The 23,218-nt window shown below is 31.9% G+C and carries 11 protein-coding genes, 4 rRNA genes and 2 pseudogenes; 9 read left to right on the forward strand and 8 right to left on the reverse strand.

Translation table 11 applies throughout. From position 1 onward, the window contains the following. Window positions 1-106 precede the first annotated feature (106 nt). From QIA41_RS02175 to QIA41_RS02200, 6 genes are all read left to right on the forward strand, one after another. Window positions 107-3,035: ribosomal RNA gene (locus tag QIA41_RS02175) — 23S ribosomal RNA — on the forward strand. A 23-nt stretch (window positions 3,036-3,058) separates the two neighbouring features. Next, window positions 3,059-3,169: ribosomal RNA gene (gene rrf, locus QIA41_RS02180) — 5S ribosomal RNA — on the forward strand. A gap of 163 nt (window positions 3,170-3,332) precedes the next feature. Beyond that, window positions 3,333-6,261 (forward strand): 23S ribosomal RNA (locus QIA41_RS02185). Window positions 6,262-6,284: 23 nt separating this feature from the next. Continuing rightward, a 5S ribosomal RNA gene (rrf, locus tag QIA41_RS02190) occupies window positions 6,285-6,395 on the forward strand. A 94-nt stretch (window positions 6,396-6,489) separates the two neighbouring features. Beyond that, complete coding sequence (locus tag QIA41_RS02195) at window positions 6,490-10,992, forward strand: ATP-binding protein (RefSeq protein WP_320292406.1); 4,503 nt, start codon at window positions 6,490-6,492, stop codon at window positions 10,990-10,992. After that, window positions 10,976-11,899, forward strand: coding sequence for a GGDEF domain-containing response regulator (locus tag QIA41_RS02200; protein WP_320292407.1), 924 nt, complete (start codon window positions 10,976-10,978; stop codon window positions 11,897-11,899). The genes QIA41_RS02195 and QIA41_RS02200 overlap by 17 nt, the downstream gene beginning before the upstream one ends. A gap of 18 nt (window positions 11,900-11,917) precedes the next feature. On the opposite strand, the gene QIA41_RS02205 is transcribed toward QIA41_RS02200, so the two are convergent. From QIA41_RS02205 to QIA41_RS02225, 5 genes and pseudogenes are all read right to left on the reverse strand, one after another. Continuing rightward, a complete protein-coding gene (locus tag QIA41_RS02205; RefSeq protein ID WP_320292795.1) occupies window positions 11,918-12,946 on the reverse strand; it encodes a hypothetical protein in 1,029 nt (342 codons plus the stop codon). Between the two features lie 24 nt (window positions 12,947-12,970). Further along, window positions 12,971-13,606, reverse strand: coding sequence for an adenylate kinase (locus QIA41_RS02210; RefSeq protein ID WP_320292408.1), 636 nt, complete (start codon window positions 13,604-13,606; stop codon window positions 12,971-12,973). Between the two features lie 37 nt (window positions 13,607-13,643). After that, a complete protein-coding gene (locus tag QIA41_RS02215; RefSeq protein WP_320292409.1) occupies window positions 13,644-14,858 on the reverse strand; it encodes a TraB family protein in 1,215 nt (404 codons plus the stop codon). 22 nt (window positions 14,859-14,880) lie between these two features. Beyond that, window positions 14,881-16,008, reverse strand: a complete 1,128-nt coding sequence (locus tag QIA41_RS02220; protein WP_320292410.1) for a chemotaxis protein CheB — start codon at window positions 16,006-16,008, stop codon at window positions 14,881-14,883. A gap of 31 nt (window positions 16,009-16,039) precedes the next feature. Further along, a pseudogene (locus tag QIA41_RS02225) lies at window positions 16,040-16,898 on the reverse strand (protein-glutamate O-methyltransferase). Window positions 16,899-17,146: 248 nt separating this feature from the next. On the opposite strand from QIA41_RS02225, the pseudogene QIA41_RS02230 reads away from it, so the two are divergent. Next, window positions 17,147-17,768 (forward strand): annotated as a pseudogene (locus tag QIA41_RS02230) (diacylglycerol/polyprenol kinase family protein). Here the strand turns inward: QIA41_RS02230 and QIA41_RS02235 are convergent. The 3 genes from QIA41_RS02235 to QIA41_RS02245 are packed head-to-tail and all read right to left on the reverse strand — an operon-like array spanning window position 17,756 to window position 20,043. Continuing rightward, window positions 17,756-18,535 carry a hypothetical protein gene (locus QIA41_RS02235; protein WP_320292411.1) on the reverse strand — a complete coding sequence of 260 codons (780 nt, stop codon included), beginning with the start codon at window positions 18,533-18,535 and terminating at the stop codon, window positions 17,756-17,758. The pseudogene QIA41_RS02230 and the gene QIA41_RS02235 overlap by 13 nt on opposite strands. Beyond that, on the reverse strand, window positions 18,536-19,417 hold the full coding sequence (locus QIA41_RS02240) for a DNA/RNA non-specific endonuclease (protein WP_320292412.1): 882 nt from the start codon (window positions 19,415-19,417) through the stop codon (window positions 18,536-18,538). Further along, window positions 19,414-20,043: a hypothetical protein gene (locus tag QIA41_RS02245; RefSeq protein WP_320292413.1), complete on the reverse strand. Its 630-nt coding sequence runs from the start codon at window positions 20,041-20,043 to the stop codon at window positions 19,414-19,416. Before QIA41_RS02245 ends, QIA41_RS02240 begins: the two co-directional genes overlap by 4 nt. Window positions 20,044-20,215: 172 nt before the next feature. On the opposite strand from QIA41_RS02245, the gene QIA41_RS02250 reads away from it, so the two are divergent. Beyond that, window positions 20,216-22,093 carry a fructose-specific PTS transporter subunit EIIC gene (locus QIA41_RS02250; protein ID WP_320292414.1) on the forward strand — a complete coding sequence of 626 codons (1,878 nt, stop codon included), beginning with the start codon at window positions 20,216-20,218 and terminating at the stop codon, window positions 22,091-22,093. Then, window positions 22,090-23,205, forward strand: coding sequence for a mannose-6-phosphate isomerase, class I (gene manA / locus QIA41_RS02255; RefSeq protein ID WP_320292415.1), 1,116 nt, complete (start codon window positions 22,090-22,092; stop codon window positions 23,203-23,205). The genes QIA41_RS02250 and manA overlap by 4 nt, the downstream gene beginning before the upstream one ends. The last annotated feature ends 13 nt before the right edge of the window (window positions 23,206-23,218 follow it).

Below are 23,218 nucleotides of genomic sequence, written 5' to 3' on the forward strand. Positions count from 1 at the left end.
ATTTATTAAAATGTTGGCATAAGTATTGACATGGATTAAACAAAGATATATAGTAGTTTATGTTGCATAAACAAATTGGCAAAATAGAGATGGAAGATAAAAATATGGTCAAAGTAATAAGAGTCTATGGTGAATGCCTAGGAGCTTTAAGGCGAAGAAGGTCGTGGTAAGCTGCGAAAAGCTTGGGGGAGAAGCAAACATTTATTGATCCCAAGATTACCGAATGGAGTAATCCAACTAGCAAGATGCTAGTTATCTATTATTTTAATAATAGAGGCGATACCAGGGGAAGTGAACCATCTAAGTACCCTGAGGAAAAGAAATCAAAGAGATTCCCTTAGTAGTGGCGAGCGAAAGGGGAGTAGCCCAAACTTTAAATGTGTCAAGTTGCAGAACGTTGCATTTATGGGGTTGTAGGACGTTTAAGCTTAGTCTGTGATAAGCAAAAAAGTTACAAAATATTTATATAGAAGAATAATCTGGAAAGTTTAACCAAAGAAGGTGATAGTCCTGTAATTTAAATGTAAATATCTTTTTAAAATGTTCCTGAGTAGGACGAGGCACGAGAAACCTTGTTTGAAGCTGGGGAGACCACTCTCCAAGGCTAAATACTAAAAAGCTACCGATAGAGAAGAGTACCGTGAGGGAAAGGTGAAAAGAACCCCGGGAGGGGAGTGAAATAGAACTGAAACCGTAGACTTACAAGCAGTCAAAGCCGCGATTTATTGCGGTGATGGCGTGCCTTTTGCATAATGAACCTGCGAGTTATCATGTCTAGCAAGATTAAAGCATAGAAGTGCTGGAGTCGAAGCGAAAGCGAGTCTTAAAAGGGCGATTTAGTTAGATGTGGTAGACCCGAAGCCGAGTGATCTATTTATGGCCAGGCTGAAGCTTGGGTAAAACCAAGTGGAGGGCCGAACTCTAGTCTGTTTAAAAAGGCAGGGATGAGCTGTGAATAGGAGTGAAAGGCTAAACAAACTCGGAGATAGCTGGTTCTCCCCGAAATGGATTTAAGTTCAGCCTTATTTTAGTTTAATAGAGGTAGAGCACTAATTGAGCTAGGGCCTGTCAAAGGGTACCAAACTCAGTTAAACTCCGAATGCTATTAAATGATGAATAGGAGTGAGACTATGGGCGATAAGGTTCATAGTCGAGAGGGAAACAACCCAGACCAACAGCTAAGGTCTCAAAAATGTGTTAAGTGGAAAAGGAGGTTTAGGTACGTAAACAGCCAGGAGGTTGGCTTAGAAGCAGCCATACCTTTAAAGAGTGCGTAATAGCTCACTGGTCGAGTACTTAAGCGCCGATAATGTAACGGGGCTAAACACATTACCGAAGCTTTGGATCTTAACGAAAGTTAAGATGGTAGGGGAGCGTTCTGTAAGCCTGAGAAGTTAAACTGAAAAGTTTGATGGAGGTATCAGAAGTGAGAATGCAGGTATGAGTAACGAAAAAATGGGTGAGATCCCCATTCGCCGAAAACCTAAGGTTTCCTGGGTAAAGGTCGTCTTCCCAGGGTTAGTCGGCCCCTAAGGCAAAGCTGAAAAGTGTAGTCGATGGGAAACGGGTTAATATTCCCGTACCTCTTATAGTTTCGATGGAGTGACGCATGAGGTTAACTACTGCTAGGCGATGGTTGTCCTAGTTTAAGCATTAAGGTGATGATCTTAATAGGAAAATCCGTTAAGAGAGCTAAGATGTGATGATAAGTGTTATTTAGGTAACATGAAATGTAGGTAGTCAAGGTGCCAAGAAATAACTTCTAAGGTTAGGCTATAAGGGACCGTACCGTAAACCGACACAGGTAGGTGGGATGAAAATTCTAAGGCGCGCGAGAGAATCCACGTTAAGGAACTCTGCAAAATACGTACGTAACTTCGGGATAAGTACGACCTAAGCAATTAGGTAGCATAAAAATGGTCCAAACGACTGTTTACCAAAAACACAGGTCTCTGCAAATCTGTAAAGAGAAGTATAGGGACTGACACCTGCCCGGTGCTGGAAGGTTAAGAGGAGATGTTAGTTTATTCGAAGCATTGAATTTAAGCCCCAGTAAACGGCGGCCGTAACTATAACGGTCCTAAGGTAGCGAAATTCCTTGTCGGGTAAGTTCCGACCCGCACGAATGGTGTAACGATTTGGACGCTGTCTCAACGTGGAGCTCGGTGAAATTGAAGTATCGGTGAAGATGCCGATTACTTGTGGTTAGACGGAAAGACCCCGTGAACCTTTACTATAGTCTGGTATTGAGATTTGATTAAATATGTGTAGGATAGGTGGGAGACTTTGAAGCTATCTCGTTAGGGGTAGTGGAGTCAATCTTGAAATACCACCCTTGTTTAATTAGGTTTCTAACTTATAGAAATATGAGGAGAGTGCCAGGTGGGTAGTTTGACTGGGGCGGTCGCCTCCTAAAGAGTAACGGAGGTGCGCAAAGGTTACCTTAGAGTGGTTGGAAATCACTCTGTAAGTGTAAAGGCATAAGGTAGCTTAACTGTAAGACTGACAAGTCGAACAGATACGAAAGTAGGTCTTAGTGATCTGGCGGTGGCAAGTGGAAGCGCCGTCACTTAACGAATAAAAGGTACTCCGGGGATAACAGGCTTATCCTTCCCAAGAGTTCACATCGACGGAAGGGTTTGGCACCTCGATGTCGGCTCATCGCATCCTAGGGCTGGAGCAGGTCCTAAGGGTATGGCTGTTCGCCATTTAAAGCGGTACGCGAGCTGGGTTCAGAACGTCGTGAGACAGTTTGGTCCCTATCTGCCACAAGCGTTGGATATTTGAGAGGAGCTATCTTTAGTACGAGAGGACCGAGATGGACGAACCTCTGGTGTACCAGTTATCCTGCCAAGGGTAAGTGCTGGGTAGCTACGTTCGGAAAGGATAACCGCTGAAAGCATCTAAGTGGGAAGCCTTCCTCAAGATAAGATATCCTTTAAGGGTCCTGGAAGAATACCAGGTTGATAGGTTAGAAGTGTAAGTATAGTAATATATTAAGCTGACTAATACTAATTACCCGTGTCTTTGGCCATATTTTTATCTTCCTTATAAAAACCCTGGTGGTTAAAGAAAAGAGGAAACACCTGTTATCATTCCGAACACAGAAGTTAAGCTCTTATTCGCTGATGGTACTGCGAGTTCGCGGGAGAGTAAGTTATTGCCAGGGTTTTTTTATATTTTAAACTTTGATTTTATGTTTTATAGACTTTAAATAAAACATTTAAGGTCTGTAAAACATAAAATAGATATTGACATGGATTAAACAAAGATATATAGTATTTTATGTTGCATAAACAAATTGGCAAAATAGAGATGGAAGATAAAAATATGGTCAAAGTAATAAGAGTCTATGGTGAATGCCTAGGAGCTTTAAGGCGAAGAAGGTCGTGGTAAGCTGCGAAAAGCTTGGGGGAGAAGCAAACATTTATTGATCCCAAGATTACCGAATGGAGTAATCCAACTAGCAAGATGCTAGTTATCTATTATTTTAATAATAGAGGCGATACCAGGGGAAGTGAACCATCTAAGTACCCTGAGGAAAAGAAATCAAAGAGATTCCCTTAGTAGTGGCGAGCGAAAGGGGAGTAGCCCAAACTTTAAATGTGTCAAGTTGCAGAACGTTGCATTTATGGGGTTGTAGGACGTTTAAGCTTAGTCTGTGATAAGCAAAAAAGTTACAAAATATTTATATAGAAGAATAATCTGGAAAGTTTAACCAAAGAAGGTGATAGTCCTGTAATTTAAATGTAAATATCTTTTTAAAATGTTCCTGAGTAGGACGAGGCACGAGAAACCTTGTTTGAAGCTGGGGAGACCACTCTCCAAGGCTAAATACTAAAAAGCTACCGATAGAGAAGAGTACCGTGAGGGAAAGGTGAAAAGAACCCCGGGAGGGGAGTGAAATAGAACTGAAACCGTAGACTTACAAGCAGTCAAAGCCGCGATTTATTGCGGTGATGGCGTGCCTTTTGCATAATGAACCTGCGAGTTATCATGTCTAGCAAGATTAAAGCATAGAAGTGCTGGAGTCGAAGCGAAAGCGAGTCTTAAAAGGGCGATTTAGTTAGATGTGGTAGACCCGAAGCCGAGTGATCTATTTATGGCCAGGCTGAAGCTTGGGTAAAACCAAGTGGAGGGCCGAACTCTAGTCTGTTTAAAAAGGCAGGGATGAGCTGTGAATAGGAGTGAAAGGCTAAACAAACTCGGAGATAGCTGGTTCTCCCCGAAATGGATTTAAGTTCAGCCTTATTTTAGTTTAATAGAGGTAGAGCACTAATTGAGCTAGGGCCTGTCAAAGGGTACCAAACTCAGTTAAACTCCGAATGCTATTAAATGATGAATAGGAGTGAGACTATGGGCGATAAGGTTCATAGTCGAGAGGGAAACAACCCAGACCAACAGCTAAGGTCTCAAAAATGTGTTAAGTGGAAAAGGAGGTTTAGGTACGTAAACAGCCAGGAGGTTGGCTTAGAAGCAGCCATACCTTTAAAGAGTGCGTAATAGCTCACTGGTCGAGTACTTAAGCGCCGATAATGTAACGGGGCTAAACACATTACCGAAGCTTTGGATCTTAACGAAAGTTAAGATGGTAGGGGAGCGTTCTGTAAGCCTGAGAAGTTAAACTGAAAAGTTTGATGGAGGTATCAGAAGTGAGAATGCAGGTATGAGTAACGAAAAAATGGGTGAGATCCCCATTCGCCGAAAACCTAAGGTTTCCTGGGTAAAGGTCGTCTTCCCAGGGTTAGTCGGCCCCTAAGGCAAAGCTGAAAAGTGTAGTCGATGGGAAACGGGTTAATATTCCCGTACCTCTTATAGTTTCGATGGAGTGACGCATGAGGTTAACTACTGCTAGGCGATGGTTGTCCTAGTTTAAGCATTAAGGTGATGATCTTAATAGGAAAATCCGTTAAGAGAGCTAAGATGTGATGATAAGTGTTATTTAGGTAACATGAAATGTAGGTAGTCAAGGTGCCAAGAAATAACTTCTAAGGTTAGGCTATAAGGGACCGTACCGTAAACCGACACAGGTAGGTGGGATGAAAATTCTAAGGCGCGCGAGAGAATCCACGTTAAGGAACTCTGCAAAATACGTACGTAACTTCGGGATAAGTACGACCTAAGCAATTAGGTAGCATAAAAATGGTCCAAACGACTGTTTACCAAAAACACAGGTCTCTGCAAATCTGTAAAGAGAAGTATAGGGACTGACACCTGCCCGGTGCTGGAAGGTTAAGAGGAGATGTTAGTTTATTCGAAGCATTGAATTTAAGCCCCAGTAAACGGCGGCCGTAACTATAACGGTCCTAAGGTAGCGAAATTCCTTGTCGGGTAAGTTCCGACCCGCACGAATGGTGTAACGATTTGGACGCTGTCTCAACGTGGAGCTCGGTGAAATTGAAGTATCGGTGAAGATGCCGATTACTTGTGGTTAGACGGAAAGACCCCGTGAACCTTTACTATAGCCTAGTATTGAGATTTGATTAAATATGTGTAGGATAGGTGGGAGACTTTGAAGCTATCTCGTTAGGGGTAGTGGAGTCAATCTTGAAATACCACCCTTGTTTAATTAGGTTTCTAACTTATAGAAATATGAGGAGAGTGCCAGGTGGGTAGTTTGACTGGGGCGGTCGCCTCCTAAAGAGTAACGGAGGTGCGCAAAGGTTACCTTAGAGTGGTTGGAAATCACTCTGTAAGTGTAAAGGCATAAGGTAGCTTAACTGTAAGACTGACAAGTCGAACAGATACGAAAGTAGGTCTTAGTGATCTGGCGGTGGCAAGTGGAAGCGCCGTCACTTAACGAATAAAAGGTACTCCGGGGATAACAGGCTTATCCTTCCCAAGAGTTCACATCGACGGAAGGGTTTGGCACCTCGATGTCGGCTCATCGCATCCTAGGGCTGGAGCAGGTCCTAAGGGTATGGCTGTTCGCCATTTAAAGCGGTACGCGAGCTGGGTTCAGAACGTCGTGAGACAGTTTGGTCCCTATCTGCCACAAGCGTTGGATATTTGAGAGGAGCTATCTTTAGTACGAGAGGACCGAGATGGACGAACCTCTGGTGTACCAGTTATCCTGCCAAGGGTAAGTGCTGGGTAGCTACGTTCGGAAAGGATAACCGCTGAAAGCATCTAAGTGGGAAGCCTTCCTCAAGATAAGATATCCTTTAAGGGTCCTGGAAGAATACCAGGTTGATAGGTTAGAAGTGTAAGTATAGTAATATATTAAGCTGACTAATACTAATTACCCGTGTCTTTGGCCATATTTTTATCTTCCTTATAAAAACCCTGGTGGTTAAAGAAAAGAGGAAACACCTGTTATCATTCCGAACACAGAAGTTAAGCTCTTATTCGCTGATGGTACTGCGAGTTCGCGGGAGAGTAAGTTATTGCCAGGGTTTTTTTATATTTTAAACCCCAATTTTATTGTGTATACTTATTTTTGCACACTAGTAAAATTATTATATTTTAATAAGGAATTTTTAAAATAAAATGAAAAAAGCAAACTTTTTAAATATTAATTTTTTAATTTTGCTTTTGGTTTGTTTTGTAAGCCCCAATTTATTTTCTAAGAACATTTTTAAGTTTAAGCTTGTAGATCAATATTTTCCTTTTTTTTATAAGAATAGTAAAGGAGAATATGCAGGACTTATTTTTTCTATTTTAGATAAATGGGCAAAAGATAATAATGTTGATGTTAGAATTGAACCTGTTAACAATTTAAATGAAAGTGAAGTTGAAGACGAGGCAATATATTTAGGATTGACTTATAATTCAAAATTAAATGATTTTTTTTATTTTAAAAGCGAGCTTGCTAGGAGTATTTCAATTTTATTTTCTAAAAGCTCTAATAAAAAATATAAAAATATTCACTCTACATTTATATCTAATTTTAATATAGGGGTTGTTAAAAATACAATATATGAAGATATCTTAAAGCTAAGAGGCGCTAATTCCATTTTTTTGGTTGATAATGCTCAAGATTTAATATTAGCTTTAAAAAATGATAAAGTTGATTATATATATGGTGATTGTAAGACTTTATCTTATGTTGCAAAGCGGGTTTTAGGTGAAAATCTTGTAATTTCCCATGGAGATATGTTTTATAGCATTAAAAATAGGGTGGCTATTAGTAAAAATTCTCCTGAGATAATAAAAAATTTGAATTTAGATTTGTTTTCTTATTTGATGCAAATGCCAGATGAATATGTTTTTTCTTTTTTAGACAAAACTACTAAGGGAAGTTTTATTGATGTTGGTTTATATAACAATTATCCTCCTTTGAGTTTTGTTAATTCGAAGGGGAAATTGACTGGCATTTTAGTAGATTTATGGAATCTCCTTTCAAGGCAGCATATTTTTAAACCTATTTTTAAGGGATTTTCCAAAGAGGATATTAAGAAATCATTAGATGGAAAGTCAGTAGGCATTTTTGGAGGAATTATTAGCAATGATAGTGTATTTGAAAATGTTAATTATGTAGTAAGCAAGCCAATATACCCTCTTAATTTTAAATTTTATTCTAAGGATTTAAACAATAATGTTGGGTCAATAAATTCTCAGTTTATTGATTTTGATTTTAATAATATTTATGTAAATAAGAATCAAGATATTGTTAATAACTTTATAGATATTGTTAATAATTCATATGGGTTTATAGAAAATTCAATAACAACAAAGTATTTATTAAAATTAAATGGATATAATGGTAGATTGAAATCTTATGATTCGATTTTTAATAAAAATAGGTTTTTAGTATTAGCCATTGATAATAGAATTTATAAGATTATTAAATATATTCTTAATTCTATATTTGATGATGTTTCATTTGAATCTTTACTTCAAATAGATAAAAATTGGCTGGATAAAGAAGAAATTAATAGTTCTAGAATAAATAGTTACAAAATTATGAATAAGGTTAAATTCAATATAGAAGAAAAAATTTGGTTATTAAGAAACAAAAAATTAAATCTTGCTGTTAAAAATTGGTATCCAATAGATTACGTTGAAGCAAATAGTTATAAAGGAATAAATCAATTTTTGCTTGATAAGATTAGAATGTTTTCGGGATTGGAGTTTAATATAATTGAAACACACAGTAGCTTGGATCTTAAGAAATTAATCAAATCTGGAAAAATTGACATGTTAAATACTAATGCGATCGATTCAAATTTAAATAATGTTTTTAATATAAAACTAAATTCCAGAATTCCGCTTTATATTTTTTCAAATAAAAAAAGAGTGTTGCCATCTAGACCTTTAGAAAGGTTTGCTGTACTTGATTTTTTATATAATGAAAATTTGGCTTTTAATATTAAATCAAAGCTTATTCTGGTAAGCAGCTTTAAAGAGGCTTTACTTCTTCTTTATAAGGGAAAGGTAGATGGGATTATTAGCGATGAGTATACAGCCTCTGCTGTTTTTGAAGAATTAAATGTTGTCGATGTTGAAAAACTTCCTACTTTTAGGGATTTGGCTTTTGATTTGAGTCTTGCTGTTTATAATCAGGACTATATCTTGAAAGAAGTTATTCAAAAGGCTGTTATGCGTTCAAATGTTGATAGTCAGATGTATTTAAATGATTGGAAATTTGATGTTTATTATAAATCCAAAGACAGTAGGTTTAAAAATCTCAAATTTTTAGTGTTAACAGTCATTATATTTTATTTTACTTTTTTAGGATTTGTAATAATTTTTATGTTTAAATTATCATTTGAGCAGAAAAGAAGATATTCTTTTGTAATGAATGAAAAGAATGTTGCAGAAGCTGCCAATACCGCTAAGACTATTTTTATAGCGAACATTAGTCACGATATTCGTACTCCCATTAATGGAATAATGGCTGCTACGGAGCTTTTGGATACAACTATTCTTACAGATGTTCAAAAAGACTATGTTAGAATGATAAATTATTCATCCGATTCTTTACTTTCTTTGATTGATGATATATTGCATTTATCTCAAATAGATGTCAATGAGTTGCATGTTGAGAGTCAAGAGATTGATTTAGAAAGCGAAATGGAAATGGTTTTAAAAACCTTTCAATCTCAATGTGCAAAGAAAAATATTGATTTATTCTCTTATTCCAAATCTGGTTTTAATAATTATATAAAAGGTGACATTGTAAAAATTAAACAAGTTTTAATTAATTTAATAGGAAATGCTTTTAAGTTTACAGATGATGGTGTTATTGTTTTAAACTATGAGGAAGTTTGTAGAACAAGAACCGATGGCAATAGAGTATTGGTTACAGTTGAATTTAAGGTCATGGATACAGGTAAAGGCATTAAAAGAGAGAATTTTTCTAAGATATTTGAAATATTCAAACAAGAGGATGATTCTTCTTCGAGAGTTCATGAGGGTGCAGGATTGGGATTGTCAATATCTAGAGAGCTTATAAGACTAATGGGTGGTATTGGTATTACTGTTGATAGTAAGGCGGGAGAGGGTACAACTTTTTCATTTATGTTGCCTTTTTTATTGGGTGGTGAGCTTAGAAGTAAAAATTTATCAATCAATAGATTTCAGTCAATAGATAGTAATAATAAAGTATTGAATATGCTATTGAGCCAAAAATCTATTAAAATTTTTGAACATTGTTCTTCTTTGTTGGGCTACTCTTCTAATGTACACTATGTAGCGTCTTTTGAGGATGCTTATAAATTCTTTAAGGAATATCCTTTTTATAATTTTGTTTGTATAAATGTAAATAACGACAATATTAAAGAGAGTATTCAATTCGCTAATAATATTGAAAGAATGAGCTCTGATGTACAAATTATTTTTTTATTTTATTATCTAGATAATAAAGCTTTAAAAAATTTAAAATATATGTATGTTAAAAAGCCTTTAATGGGACTTAGTATATGCTCTATTCTTTCTAAAAAAGAGTTTAAAGCAGAAATGGATTTTGAAGATTTAGCTTCAATAGATACTGCTTTTAAGATAAAAGAACCTATTAATGTGCTAATAGCTGAAGATAATCAAGTAAATCAAAAAGTGTTGAAAGACATACTTGTTGTAATAGGCATTAATGAAGATTTTATTGATGTTGTAGATGATGGATTAAAGGCTTTAGAATCTTTGAAAGAAAAAAAATATGCTATCTCTTTTATTGATATACGAATGCCAAGATATGATGGATTTTCAGTGGCTAAAGAAATTAGAAAATTTGAAAAGGAAAAGAATTTAAAACCATGTGTTTTGATTGCTGTAACAGCGCACGCTTTGCAAGAGTATAAAGATAAATGTTTTGCAAGTGGTATGAATGATTACATATCAAAACCAATACATATAAGTTCAATTAAAATTATATTAAAAAAATTTTTGCAGTTTGAAGTTGATGATATTTGGGAGAATGAAGATTTGAATCGGCTTGTTAAGTTCCCTAATTTAGATATTAATAAGGCTTTAAAGGAATTAAATCTTTCATATGCATCATATTCTGAATTATGTAGAGGACTTGTTGATTTTATATCTATTAATATTTTTGATTTAGAAAAAGCTTTTGATGAGGAAAATTTGTCTTTAATTAGGGAAATATCTCATACAATATCCGGTGCTCTTTCTAATATGCGTAGTGACCTGTATAAAGATTTTAAAAATATTGAGACCAGTAAAGATTCAATTTATGAGTTAAAGAAGATGTATTTTTTTGTAAAGGATGATTTATTGCAACTAATAAGTGATATAAAAGAGAATGTTTTGCTGGAGTCTGAGATTGTTAGTGACAATAGGCTTTACGTTAAAAATAACGATCAATTTTTAAACCTTCTCAATAAACTTTTAGTTGGTATTAAGACTAGAAAGCCAAGAGAATACAAAGGGATTCTTGAAATCATTGACAAGTATGTTTTAGATGATAATATTCAAATATTATTTAATGATTTTCGCAAGAATTTAAGATTATATAGATTTTCAGAGAGCTCTAAGATTCTTAAAAAGATTATTAAAATTTTTAGCAATAGAGATATTAGTAGTGGAGATGATAATTAAAGATAAAGTTTTTGAAGTAGAGAGTCAGAAGCTTTTAATTGTGGATGATTCTCCCACCAATTTAGATTTATTAGTAAATATATTGCAAGATGCTTATGAGGTTGAAGTTGCAACAAACGGACTAGATGCTTTGAGACAAGTTGAAAAAGATAGTCCTGATCTTGTGCTTCTTGATATAGGTCTTCCAGATATTAATGGCTATGAGGTATGTAAAAAGTTAAAAAGCGATCCTGATACCAAAGAGATTCCTGTAATTTTTATTAGTTCAAGAAGTTCCACGGATGCTCAACTTGAGGGATTTAATGTTGGTGGAGTAGACTATATTTTAAAGCCTTTTAATAGTCGCATAATTGATGCTAGAGTTAAGACGCATCTTGAATTAAAGAGATTGAGAGATTATTTTAAAAGCCTGTCTAGAATCGATGGACTTACTCAGATTCCAAACAGAAGATTTTTTATGGATAAATTTTCTAGGTTGTGGATGAAAGCTTTAGAAAATAAAGAAATAATAATTGTCGGGATGTTAGATATTGATAATTTTAAAAATTATAATGATAATTATGGACACACCAATGGTGATGAGTGTCTTAAATTGATTGCTAAAGCTTTATACAAGGTTTCTTTAAAATATAAAATAGATGTTGCTCGATATGGGGGAGAGGAATTTATTTTTTTTTCTGTTAATAAGAGTCTAAGTAAAATGATTTGCATTATTAAAACAATGATTAATGATATAAAGCGCTTAAGAATAGTTCATGAGTATAGCGGTATTTCTGGTATTGTGACTGTTTCAATTGGTCTTGCTCAAGAAATTCCTATTGATAATAATTTTACCAATATCATAAAGCTTGCAGATAGTAAGCTTTATGAGGCCAAGGTTTCTGGAAGGAATCAGTTTAGATATTAAATTTTATATTTTTAAACTTTAATATTTATAAGTTATAGAAATTCCAATAGAATCATAGTAAAAATAAGAATTACCAGTTGCTATTCTTTTTGAAATATCAGCCAATCCAGCTGTGTTGGTTGTATATACAGGATTTGTAGATAGTTTTAATTGAAGGCCAATTGCTAAAGATTTGACAACTTCAAAATTAGCAATAATAGAAATATTATGATAAAAAATGTCGCTGCCCCAACCTTTGTTTTTCCATGAGCTTATGTTTCTTTCTTTGCCAATTTGTGTTTTCCCTTCATAAAGTAATCCCACAATGTTAAGGGGTATTGGCATTTTGTAAGCTAAAAGGGCATAGGGTTTTATTAGCATGCCATTTATATTCTTACCATCGTCTGCTTTATATTTCCAAAGTTGATCTTTTTCTGCATGAGGATTAATTAAGTATGTAAAATCATTACCAATAGCTATAATAATGTGTGTCCATTTTCCTTGAAAAATGGAGTTTAAATCAAATTGAAATCTTCCCCCTGTTGTTATCTCTGAATAAAATTCAATAGTATTTGAATATTTTCCATTTTTAATGTGAACGCCAATTCCTTTAAATCCAAAAGCTTCCCAACCCATACCAATCTCATTTGATACATATAAATTTAAAAAAGCAATAGGAGTAAAGCTTAGTATGCCTTTAAATAAGATGCTTACAGGAGATAATCCGATATTTAAATCTAGATCTATACCATTGTTTTTGAAAAACATGGAATTAGGATTGTTTAAAACTTTAAAATTTTTATAGTACCCCAAGTATGATATTAATTTTATTCCTCCCCAATGATTGTCTGAAATTTTTAAACTTGGATCAATATTTTGAAAGTTGGGCTGTTTAAAGCTTTGTGAAAATTTGCCTCCATTTGTACCCATTTCGTGGGGAGGGTAATAAGCAGATTGAAAATTAAAATAAAAATATTGACTATCGGATTCTAACTCCTGTTGATCTTGAGCGATAATTATTTTTGCTTGCAATAAAAGCAAGCAAAAGCAAATTTTTTTCATTAACATTTTTGTTCTAAATACCTTTCCCATTTAAATTTTTTTAAACATTACTTTAATTATTTTTTCTTTCATTTCATCAATTTTAACAGATGCATCAATGTTATTAATTCTAGAGCATTTTGAGTAAAATTCTATTAATGGTTTTGTTTGCAATTTATACTCTTTAAGCCTTGTTTTTAAGCATTCTTCTTTGTCATCTTCTCGTTGGTAAAGATCTCCCCCGCAAGCATCACAAATGTCATTGATTTTTGTAGCTAGAGTATATATATTGAAAATATTGTTGCAGGATTTACAAATTCTTCTTCCCGATAGTCTTTTTATTACCAATTCTTCATTGATTAAAAAGTTTATTATCTTTACATTTGGCAATAATTTGTCAAGAGCTTTGGCTTGACAAATATTGCGCGGAAATCCATCTAAAATAAAATTTTTATTCTTTTCAATAGCTTTGATTTTATCTTCTACTATTTTGATTGTAATTGAGTCGGGGACCAGTTCCCCTTTCTCAACAATTTTTTTTATTTCTTTTCCAAGAGTTGTAGAATTTAAAATATTTTCTCTAAATAAATCTCCTGTTGAAATATGATGATATTTAAATTCGCTAGAAATAATTTTTGAAATAGTCCCTTTTCCAGAGCCTGGAGGACCTAAAAACACAAGTCCCATATATATCTCCTGTGTAGATATTTATTATTTTAAGGATTTATTTGAAAACATTTAATAAAAATTTAAGTCCTACAATTGTTCCAATTGTAGATCCAAAGTTTACAAAAAGCACTATTAATAAAATTCTTGTAACTTTGTTTTTGAAATATCCTTTTGTAGTTGATAGTTCTTCTTGTAGATTCTCAAAATCTTTGACCTTTGGTTTGTTTATATAAGCCTCAACAAGTCCTGCTACCATGCCCGTTCCTATAAATGGTATTAAGGAAAATATTGGGGAACCTATAATAGCAGATAAAATTGTTAAAGGGTGAGATTTTAATAAGATGGCTGCAATTCCTGAAAAGAGAGAGTTAGATATTATCCAAAGCTTTAAATTTTTGTAGGCAAAATCAAATCCTTTAAAGTAAAAAGAGCCTGCTATTAGTAAAATAATTGAAATTGCAATTAGGTAAGATAGCGCTTTGCTAAATGAAAAATGTTTTTTTGGTATTATGTCTAGGTCTTCGATATTTATTATTTTTTTATTTTGACTTATTTCTTTTAGAGTTCTCATTATTCCGTTTACATGGCCTGCACCTACGATGGCAAGAACAATCCCCGTTCCCTCAAGTATTTTGCTTGTAATAAATTCGTCTCTCTCATCAATTAAAACTTTTTTTACTTTAGGTATTTCTTTGGAAAGTTCTTCCATTATTTTTGAAAGAGCGTCTTGTTCTTTGAGTTTTTCGATTTCATCTTTTGTAATTTTTGTATCTGTCAAGGAAAAAAGACTTGAGATTATTTTTATTTTTTCAAATATGGGAATAGATATCCAAGCTCTTTTTAGAGTTGTTTCAATTTTTCTGTCTGCAAGAATTAGTGGAATATTGTGTTCTTTGGCTTTTAAAATAGCTGTTTTCATTTCTTCGCCAGGTTTTATTCCCTGTTCTTTTGCCAATTTTTTTTGAAAATTACTGAGAATTATGTTTATTATTAGAAAGAAAGCTTTTCCTTGTTTTAATGCTTTATCTATATCTAAGTTTCTCCATTTTTCATTTTCATCGGTGTTTAAGATCGAATGATAACGAGCTTCATCAAGCTCAACAGCAATATAATCTGGTTTTAAGATTTCTATTAAATTTGAAGTATCTTCTGCGCTTTTTTTTGATACATGAGCGGTTCCAAGTATGTATATTGTTTTATTTTGTAAATTAAATTTACTTACATGAGAAAAACAATCTTCTGTATTAGTGGTTTCTTTTTTGTTGTCCAAAAAATATTCCTTGTTTAAAAATTTAGCTATTAATTAGTATAGCTTTTAATAATTTTATCATATGGTTTAGCGGAACTACATAGTCTATATTATTTTCTTTTATTGCTATTTGGGGCATTCCAAAAACCATGGAACTATCTTTATCTTGAGCAATAGTTAATCCCCCGGCTTTTTTTATATCGCCAATTTCTCTTGATCCGTCATTTCCCATTCCAGTCATTATTAAGGCAATTGCTTTATCCTTTGCAATCTCTGCAATAGATTGAAATAAGACTCCAATGGATGGCTTGTGACCATTTATATGTTTGTCATCAAAGGTTTGTATTTGATAATTACCATCGATTTTTTTGATTTTTGTATGATATCCCCCTGAGCTTATGTACGCATGTCCTTGCTTTAATATTTCTTTATTGGTAGTTTCTTTTACTATTATTTTGCAAAGATTATTAAGATTTTTTGCAAATTCTTCTGTGAATCCTTTAGGCATGTGTTGAACAATTATTATTGGTGGAAAGTTTTTGGGTATTTCTGGTAATATTGATTTCAATGCTACAGGCCCCCCCGCTGATACTCCAATTGCGATTATGTCGAATTTTCTCAGTTTTAGTTTTTTTATATCTTTTTCATTTAATATTTTTTCGTCTGTATCCTCTTTCATTTGAGTTAATGAAAAAATGTCATTTTTGTGGTTTGGGAAAATTTTAGCTTTTTCATAGTTTTTTATTTTTATATCCTTGTTGCAAGCAATTTTGTTATTTATAGATATCGACCCATGGATCAAAAGAGAATTAATAATTTGTTCTTTTTTGTTTTCGTACGATTTTTTATTTTTAGATACTAATATAAGATCATCAGCGCCCTTTGAAGCAGCAATATTTATTAGGTTTTGATTTGAAGATATTACAATAATTGGTATTGTTTTGTTTATATTGTTTTTTTTCTCCAAAAAGAAAATATCTTTAATATTGTTTTCTTCTAAATTCATTAATATTACTTCTGGGTTAAGCTTTTTAAGCTTATTTGTTGCAAATTTGCCATTAGAAGCAGTTGCAATGACTTGGAGTTTAGGAGACGAATTAATAAGGTCTGATATAAGCTTTCTTTTTACAGCGAAGTATTCTATGATGAGTACAGAAATTTTTGTTTCCACTTTTGCTTTTTCCTATTTAATTCTTGTTAAATTATAACTTATATTTATTTTGTAATTTAAATTTTTCTTTTTTGATAGCCAGTATCCTTTTTTTCATATATTATTGCCCAGGGCGTTTTTAAAAATTTAAAAGGAAGGTTGAGTCCAAAAAGTGATTCTGAATGTCCTATGAATAAATAGCTGTTTTTAGACATGTTATTGTAAAATTTTTTAAGTACTTTGATTTTTGATTTTTCATCAAAGTATATTAATACATTTCTACAAAAAATAACATCAATTTGTGAAAAATTACTTTCAAAGTTTAGGTTATGATAGTCAAATCTTATGTGATTTTTAATTTCGTTTTTAATTTTATATCCGTTTGAATGGGAATATATATAGTGTCTATATTCTTTGGGAATATTTTCGCATTTATTTGACGAGTAATATCCTTCTTTTGCTATCATCAAAGATTTTAAACTCAAATCAGAAGCAATAATAACAAAATCTATTTCTTTTGGAAGCTTTGATTTGAGCACAAATGCCAATGAATAAGGTTCTTCTCCTGTTGAGCATCCTGCAGACCAGATAATAATTCTATTTTTTTCTTCTATGTTTTTAATATTAATTAAATTAGGAATTATAAATTTTTCAAAAGTTTGAAAATGTAATGAATTTCTAAAAAATCTTGTTAAATTAGTTGTAACTAAATCCAAAAAATATTCTTTTTTTAATTTTTCACTAATTATTAGATTATAAAGTTGCGATGGGTTTTCAATAGCAAGTTCTCGTACTGCGTCATTAATTCTGCTTTGAAGAACAAACTTATTTTTTTCGTCAAAACGCATACCACTATTGTTGTATATAAAGTCGCAAAATTTTAAAAATAGTTCATCTTCAATTTCTAGCATTTTTGGGAACCTGCTTAATTATTCTCCTTACAAATAAGTATTGCCTTATTTATATTAAATCTCTAGGTAAGAATATTTTTTTTAAAAAAATTGTAAAATTAATATAATTAATTTTATTATAAGATTTAGTTTTATAAAAAGGTTTTTGTTTATTTTAATTTATTTGTATTATTAAATGAGAAATTTAATGCATGTTAGAAAAAATATTTACAAATGTCAATTTAATATATCTCTGAAAAGATTGAAAGATGCTCAGTGGATTTAAAAGAATAATTTTTAGAGAAGATTTTAAGTATGAAATTTTTAGAAAATTTTTTCACATTTTTAGCTTAATAATTTTAGTTTTTTATGGAATAAATTTTTGGATAGGACTTGTTTTTAATATACTTTTTATGATTTTATACTTAAGTTCTGAAGTTTTTAGAATTACTAAAAAAAAAATACTTTTCTTTAAAAATATTTCAAATATAATATTAAAGTCAAGAAAAATATTGCCAAATAAAGTATCTTTTTCCCCTGTTTTTTTATTTTTAGGCATATTGATGTCATATTGCTTAGTTGTAGAGCCCTTTAATTACATTGGAATATTCTCAGTGTGTCTTGGTGATGGATTTGCAAGTCTTGCTGGCAAGTTAATTCCTTCTTTTAAGCTTGTAAATGATAAAACGATTTCTGGAAGCCTTGTTGTATTTTGTGTTACTTTTTTTTCATATTATTATTTTTTTCCTTGTTTAACAGCAGCTTTAATTCTTGGAATTTTAGCAGTATTAGTAGAGCTTTTTGATTCTGCAAATTATGATAATTTATTTTTACCACTTGTTGTTTCAACTTCGTCATATTTTTTTAACTTTATTTTTTTATAGCCAGTAAAAGAAAATTTTTCCGGATTTTTTTAAGTAGATTAGTGTACCAATTGAGATTGGGAGAAAGGCATAAGGCATTCTTAGTAAATTCAAATAAATTCCACTCAATATTAAAAGCATTGAAATAAAAAGTAAAAAATAGTCAAGAGTTTTTTTCCTTAAAAAGGCTATTATAGAGTTTATTAAAATAAGCAAGAAGAATGCGTCTATGTAGAATTTTGTACTTTCGATTTTTAGAATGCCATAGCCTTGAGTATTTTCGTACGAATTAATAGGCATTGTGTGGCTATATATGCAAGCAAAGGTTAGAATAATGTAAATTGTATAATGTATTGATTTTATTTTGAAATCGCATATATACAAACTTAGAAAAAATAAATTTAATAATGAAAAAGTATTTACAAAAAGGATGAATTTTGCAAATAAGTAATAACTTGAATTTAGGTTATTGTTTAAAAAAAAGTCTTCAGAGATCATAATAGGATCTAATGTATACGAGCTAATAAAGCAATAAAAAAGTATAAATTGTATATTATTGGTTCTTTTGTAATTAATATATGACCACAGTGAACCTATGATTCCAGTAATAAAGATGGTGAATTTATTAACCAACATTATAAAGTTATTGTTATAAATTTCTAGAATATAATTTTGATAATTTTCATTGTATTGTATTTTATAGGAAAAAATTAGTATAACTGATGTTATTAATATAAAAATTATAAAGAGAAATAAATTAATAGAAGTGTTTAATTTTGCAAATATTGATTTCATTTAATTAAACTTCCAAGAATGTGTGCTTTGTATTTTTTTGATATTTTTTTTAATTTTTGAATCAAGTTTTTCAAAAAAATCTATCTTTGTTTTTTTTTCAATTGAATCCACGTTAACAACGTAATTTTTTAAATCCAAGTCTTTTGCTTTTTCATTTGGGATAATAAAAGAGATTATGTCAAAAAAATTGTTATTATTGATTGCTAGTATTATTTTATAAAAATTTTTAGGTATCAAAATTTTGCCTTTACCAATAAATCCTTTATTTTCCGTTAAAATTCCAGCACTAATTATATATATGTGTTCTTTTGAGATTGCCCATTTCCTTACTAATTTTTCAAGTTTTAGCCAAATTCCAGAATTAAATTCGCTTTTTTGAGGTGACATATTCGATAAAAAATATGTATCTTTCATTGCATTTTCAGAAAAAGACATATCTGCAGAACTTACTATATGTCCTCTGTCATAACCGCTTTTAAAGTAATCTTCAAGTTTGGGGAAAGTACCTTTAATGTTGGTATCTTCAAAGAATTTTGAGCTCCTTTTAATTTTTTTTGATTTTAGCAAAGTTAATGCCAGTTCTACCATGTCTCTTTTAAGCGGATAAGCAGCCCATTCAGATTGTCTTGCACTTTCAGCATATCCTAAGGTGTAGTGTTTTTTGTTTATTATTTGGGTAGTAAGATATCCTTTTGGTATTAATTGGGATTCTTTTATCGGAATAGATTTTGTAATGTTAGTGTATTTATTTTCTATTATCTCAAAATAGTCATAAATTTTATTCTGAATTTGTTTTAGAATTTTTGGATTTAGGGAAAAAAATAAAAATCCTGTTAGACATAAAATATAGCAGTAAAGAAAAAACTTTGATTTTTTTTTCATATTTCTATCCCTTTTTCGTCCTTAAAATTATATCTAATAGTGAAGTTAAAAGAAATGTTAAATGTATCTAAAAATAAAAAATCAATTTTTAAGTCTAACCCCATTAAAGGTATTGCCTTTTTTGTAGAAATTTCAATAAACATATAAGGCTCTAGAACATAAGGCAATTTTTCGTAAAATTGAATGTCGCCTATAAAGTTCGTAGATAAGTAAAAACGTCCACCTATGCCAATAGTAGAGGAAAAATATTTTGTTTTTTTAATTAAGTTTGCAATGTGCCAATTTATTCCCCCTCCAATATAAGATCTAAAATATTTCATTTCTTTTGGGATATTAAGACTTTCTTTTGTTAATATCATAGCAACGATTAAAAAATCAAAAGTATTATTAGAGAATATGTAATAAGGTCTAAAAATAAGATGTTTAATGTTTGAATTTAGAAAAAATCCAATTCCCATTCCAATTCCTGTTGAATATGTGAAGCCTCTTTCTGGAGTAAAAAAATTGGTGCTTTGTTTTGATTGATTATTTTTTTCATTAGTATTGTCTTCTTCATTTGCAAATGCATTTAAAGTGGAAATGAAGAGTAATATTAAGGAAATATAAATGTTTGGATTTTTTTTCATAAACAGACTATTTTAGATAATATAAAAATTGTTATGTCTTTTCAAGGTTATAATTATAATATGTATTTAGAGGGAATTTTTTTGTTTATTGTAAAAATATTTTTTACAATATGTGTCTATTTTATTTTATTATATATTATGCAATATGTTTAATTGCTAGGAGACCGCATTTATGTTTTTTAATTTTTTGAAAAAAGATCTTGTATTTATTTTACCAGAAGTAAAGTCAAAAGAAGATGTAATTGATTTTTTAGTTGAGAAAGTCAATGATAAAGGATATGTAGATAGTAAAAAAGAGTTTCTTCAAGGAATTCTTGATAGGGAGAGAATAGGTGACACTTCTTGGGAAAATGGAGTTGCAATTCCCCATTTTATAGGAGATGTTGTTAAGACCAGTTTTATTTCTTTATTATATATTAAAGGTGCTGGGATTAAGTGGTCTGAAGAAAATCCTCCCGTTAATTTAATATTTTTGATTTGTATGTCAAAAAAGCAACAAGGTAATGAACATCTTAAAGCAATTGCGTTTATAGCCAAACTGTTTGAAGATGATGCTTTTAAAAATGCTTTAAGCGAGTTTGCTACCGCTGACGATATTTATTATTATATAGAGAATATTCAGAGAAAAGCTAAAGAAGAGGTTTTTGAAGCTACAAAAGCAGAGAAAATAGTAGCCGTAACTGCTTGTCCTGTTGGAGTTGCGCATACATATATTGCAGCAAAGAAAATTGAAAATGAAGCTAAAAAGCAGGGTTACAGCATTAAAGTTGAAACCCAAGGATCTATTGGTATTGAAAATGCTTTAACAGAAGAAGAAATTAAAAATGCAGCTGTTGTAATCCTTGCTGTTGATAAGGATGTTGATGAAAAGAGATTTGAAGGTAAGAGAGTTTATAAAGTCTCAACTGTAAAGGCGATAAATAATACAGAAAATATTATTAAAGAAGCGTTTAATGCCCCAGTATTTTTTTGCAAAGACTCTTGCGGCAATGGCAGTTCTAAAGGTTCAATTTCAACAGATAAAGGTAGTTTTTATAAATATTTAATGAGTGGGGTATCTCCAATGATTCCTGTTGTAGCAACCGGAGGAATTTTAATTGCTCTTAGTATTGCGTTTGTTGGTATTGGACCTGATGGACCCAATTTTGCGGAGCATCCATTTTATAAGCAGATTGCAGATATTGGTTCTATAGCTTTTGGGATGATGCTGCCCGTGCTTGCTGGTTTTATTTCAATGGCAATTGCTGATAAGCCTGGTCTTGCTCCTGGTCTTGTTGGTGGAGTAATATCTGGAAATGTAAAAGCAGGTTTCTTGGGCGCAATATTTGCGGGGTTTCTTGCGGGCTATGTTGCAAAGTTTTTAGCAAAGAGATCTGTTCCTGAGTGGTTAAGACCTGTGATGCCTATATTTGTGATTCCACTAATAAGTACTATTATTGTTGGATTTTTTATGTTGCATGTTGGTGTTTATATTGGAGAATTTATGGGGGTACTTGAGAGTGGACTTAAATCTTTACAGAGTAATTCAGAAACGTTTGGTGTGTTAGGTAAAATTTTCTTAGGTTTAGTGCTAGGTTCAATGATTACTGTTGATATGGGTGGACCGTTTAATAAAGTGGCATTTCTTTTTGGTGTAGGGCTAATTCCACAAGTACCTGAAATAATGGGAATGGTGGCAGCAGCAATTCCTGTTCCTCCTATGGCTATGGGACTTGCAACTTTTTTAGCGCCTAAATTATTTGAAAATGAGGAAAAAGAATCTGGTAAAATAGCCTTTTTAATTTCATTTATTGGCATTAGCGAAGGGGCTATTCCTTTTGCGGCTAGTGATCCTGGGAGGGTAATCCCTTCAATAGTAGTAGGAGGCGCTGTGTCAAGCATTATTGCTGCTTTTTTAGGTGTTGCTAATCATGCTCCACACGGGGGGCCAATAGTGCTTCCTGTTATTGATAATAAATTTGAGTTTATTATTGCAATTGCGGTTGGAGTTGCAGTTGCAACAGCTTTGGTAATTTTTTTGAAATCTTTAAAATTAAAGGAATCTGAATGAATGCGGATAATATTTTTTTAATGAAAAATAATATCAAAGAATATGATTGGGGCGGCATTAGTTTTATTCCCAATCTTTTGGGTGATAAGATTGATGGAAGGCCTAAGGCTGAAATGTGGCTTGGGGCACATAAAACATTTTCTAGTAAGATTTTATATAAAAATGAATATGTGCTTTTAAGCGATTTTTTAGAAGATCACAAAGAGCTTTTAGGCTGTGATGATGAATTTCCTTTTTTATTTAAGGTATTGTCTGCAAATAAACCTTTATCTATTCAAATTCATCCTTCTAAAGATATTGCCTTAAAAGGGTATGAATCAGAAAATAGTAAGGGGATAGCCATTGATGATCCTAAGAGGACATATAAAGATAAAAACCCTAAAATTGAACTTGTTTATGCCTTGAGTGATTTTTATGCTCTTAAAGGCTTTTTGCCTTTGGATGAGATTAGAAAAACTTATGAAGTTTTAAAATTAAATTTCGACTTTCAGTCCCATAAAGACTTTGTAAAGACTATTTTTTATTTACAAACGTATGAACTTAAAAATATTATTGAAAAAATTTTAAAAAATTTAAATCTTATTGATGATTTTAGGGGTTATTGGTTTAACGAGATTTACAATATTTATGGTGTAGATGTGGGTCTTTTGGTATTTTTGGGTATGAATATTTTAAAGTTAAAGCCAGGAGAGGTTGTTTATACAAATAGCCAGGAGGTGCATGCATATCTTAAGGGAGACTGCATTGAGCTTATGACCAATTCTGATAATGTTATTAGAGCTGGGCTTACTACCAAGTATATCAATAAAGAAGAAATGTTAAGAGTTGGTCAATTTAAGGAAGGAAAATTATCATTTTTAAATCCCGATTTTCAAGGTGGTTTTAATGTGTTTAGACTTCCAAATACTAATTTAAAACTAATTCAAAAAAAACCAAATGAGAGTATTTGTATGGATAGAAATAGTGCAATGGTCTTGTTAGTTGTAGATGGGTGTGTGAGTATAAATAAATCCTTAGATCTTAACAAAGGTGAGAGCATTTTTATAGGTAGAAAAGCTGATAATTTGTCTGTCAATGGGGATGGTCAAGCCTTTATTGCTACTTTTGATTAAAATTAAGCTTGCT

The sequence above is a fragment of the Borreliella sinica genome, from assembly GCF_033969665.2.
Lineage (GTDB): Bacteria > Spirochaetota > Spirochaetia > Borreliales > Borreliaceae > Borreliella > Borreliella sinica.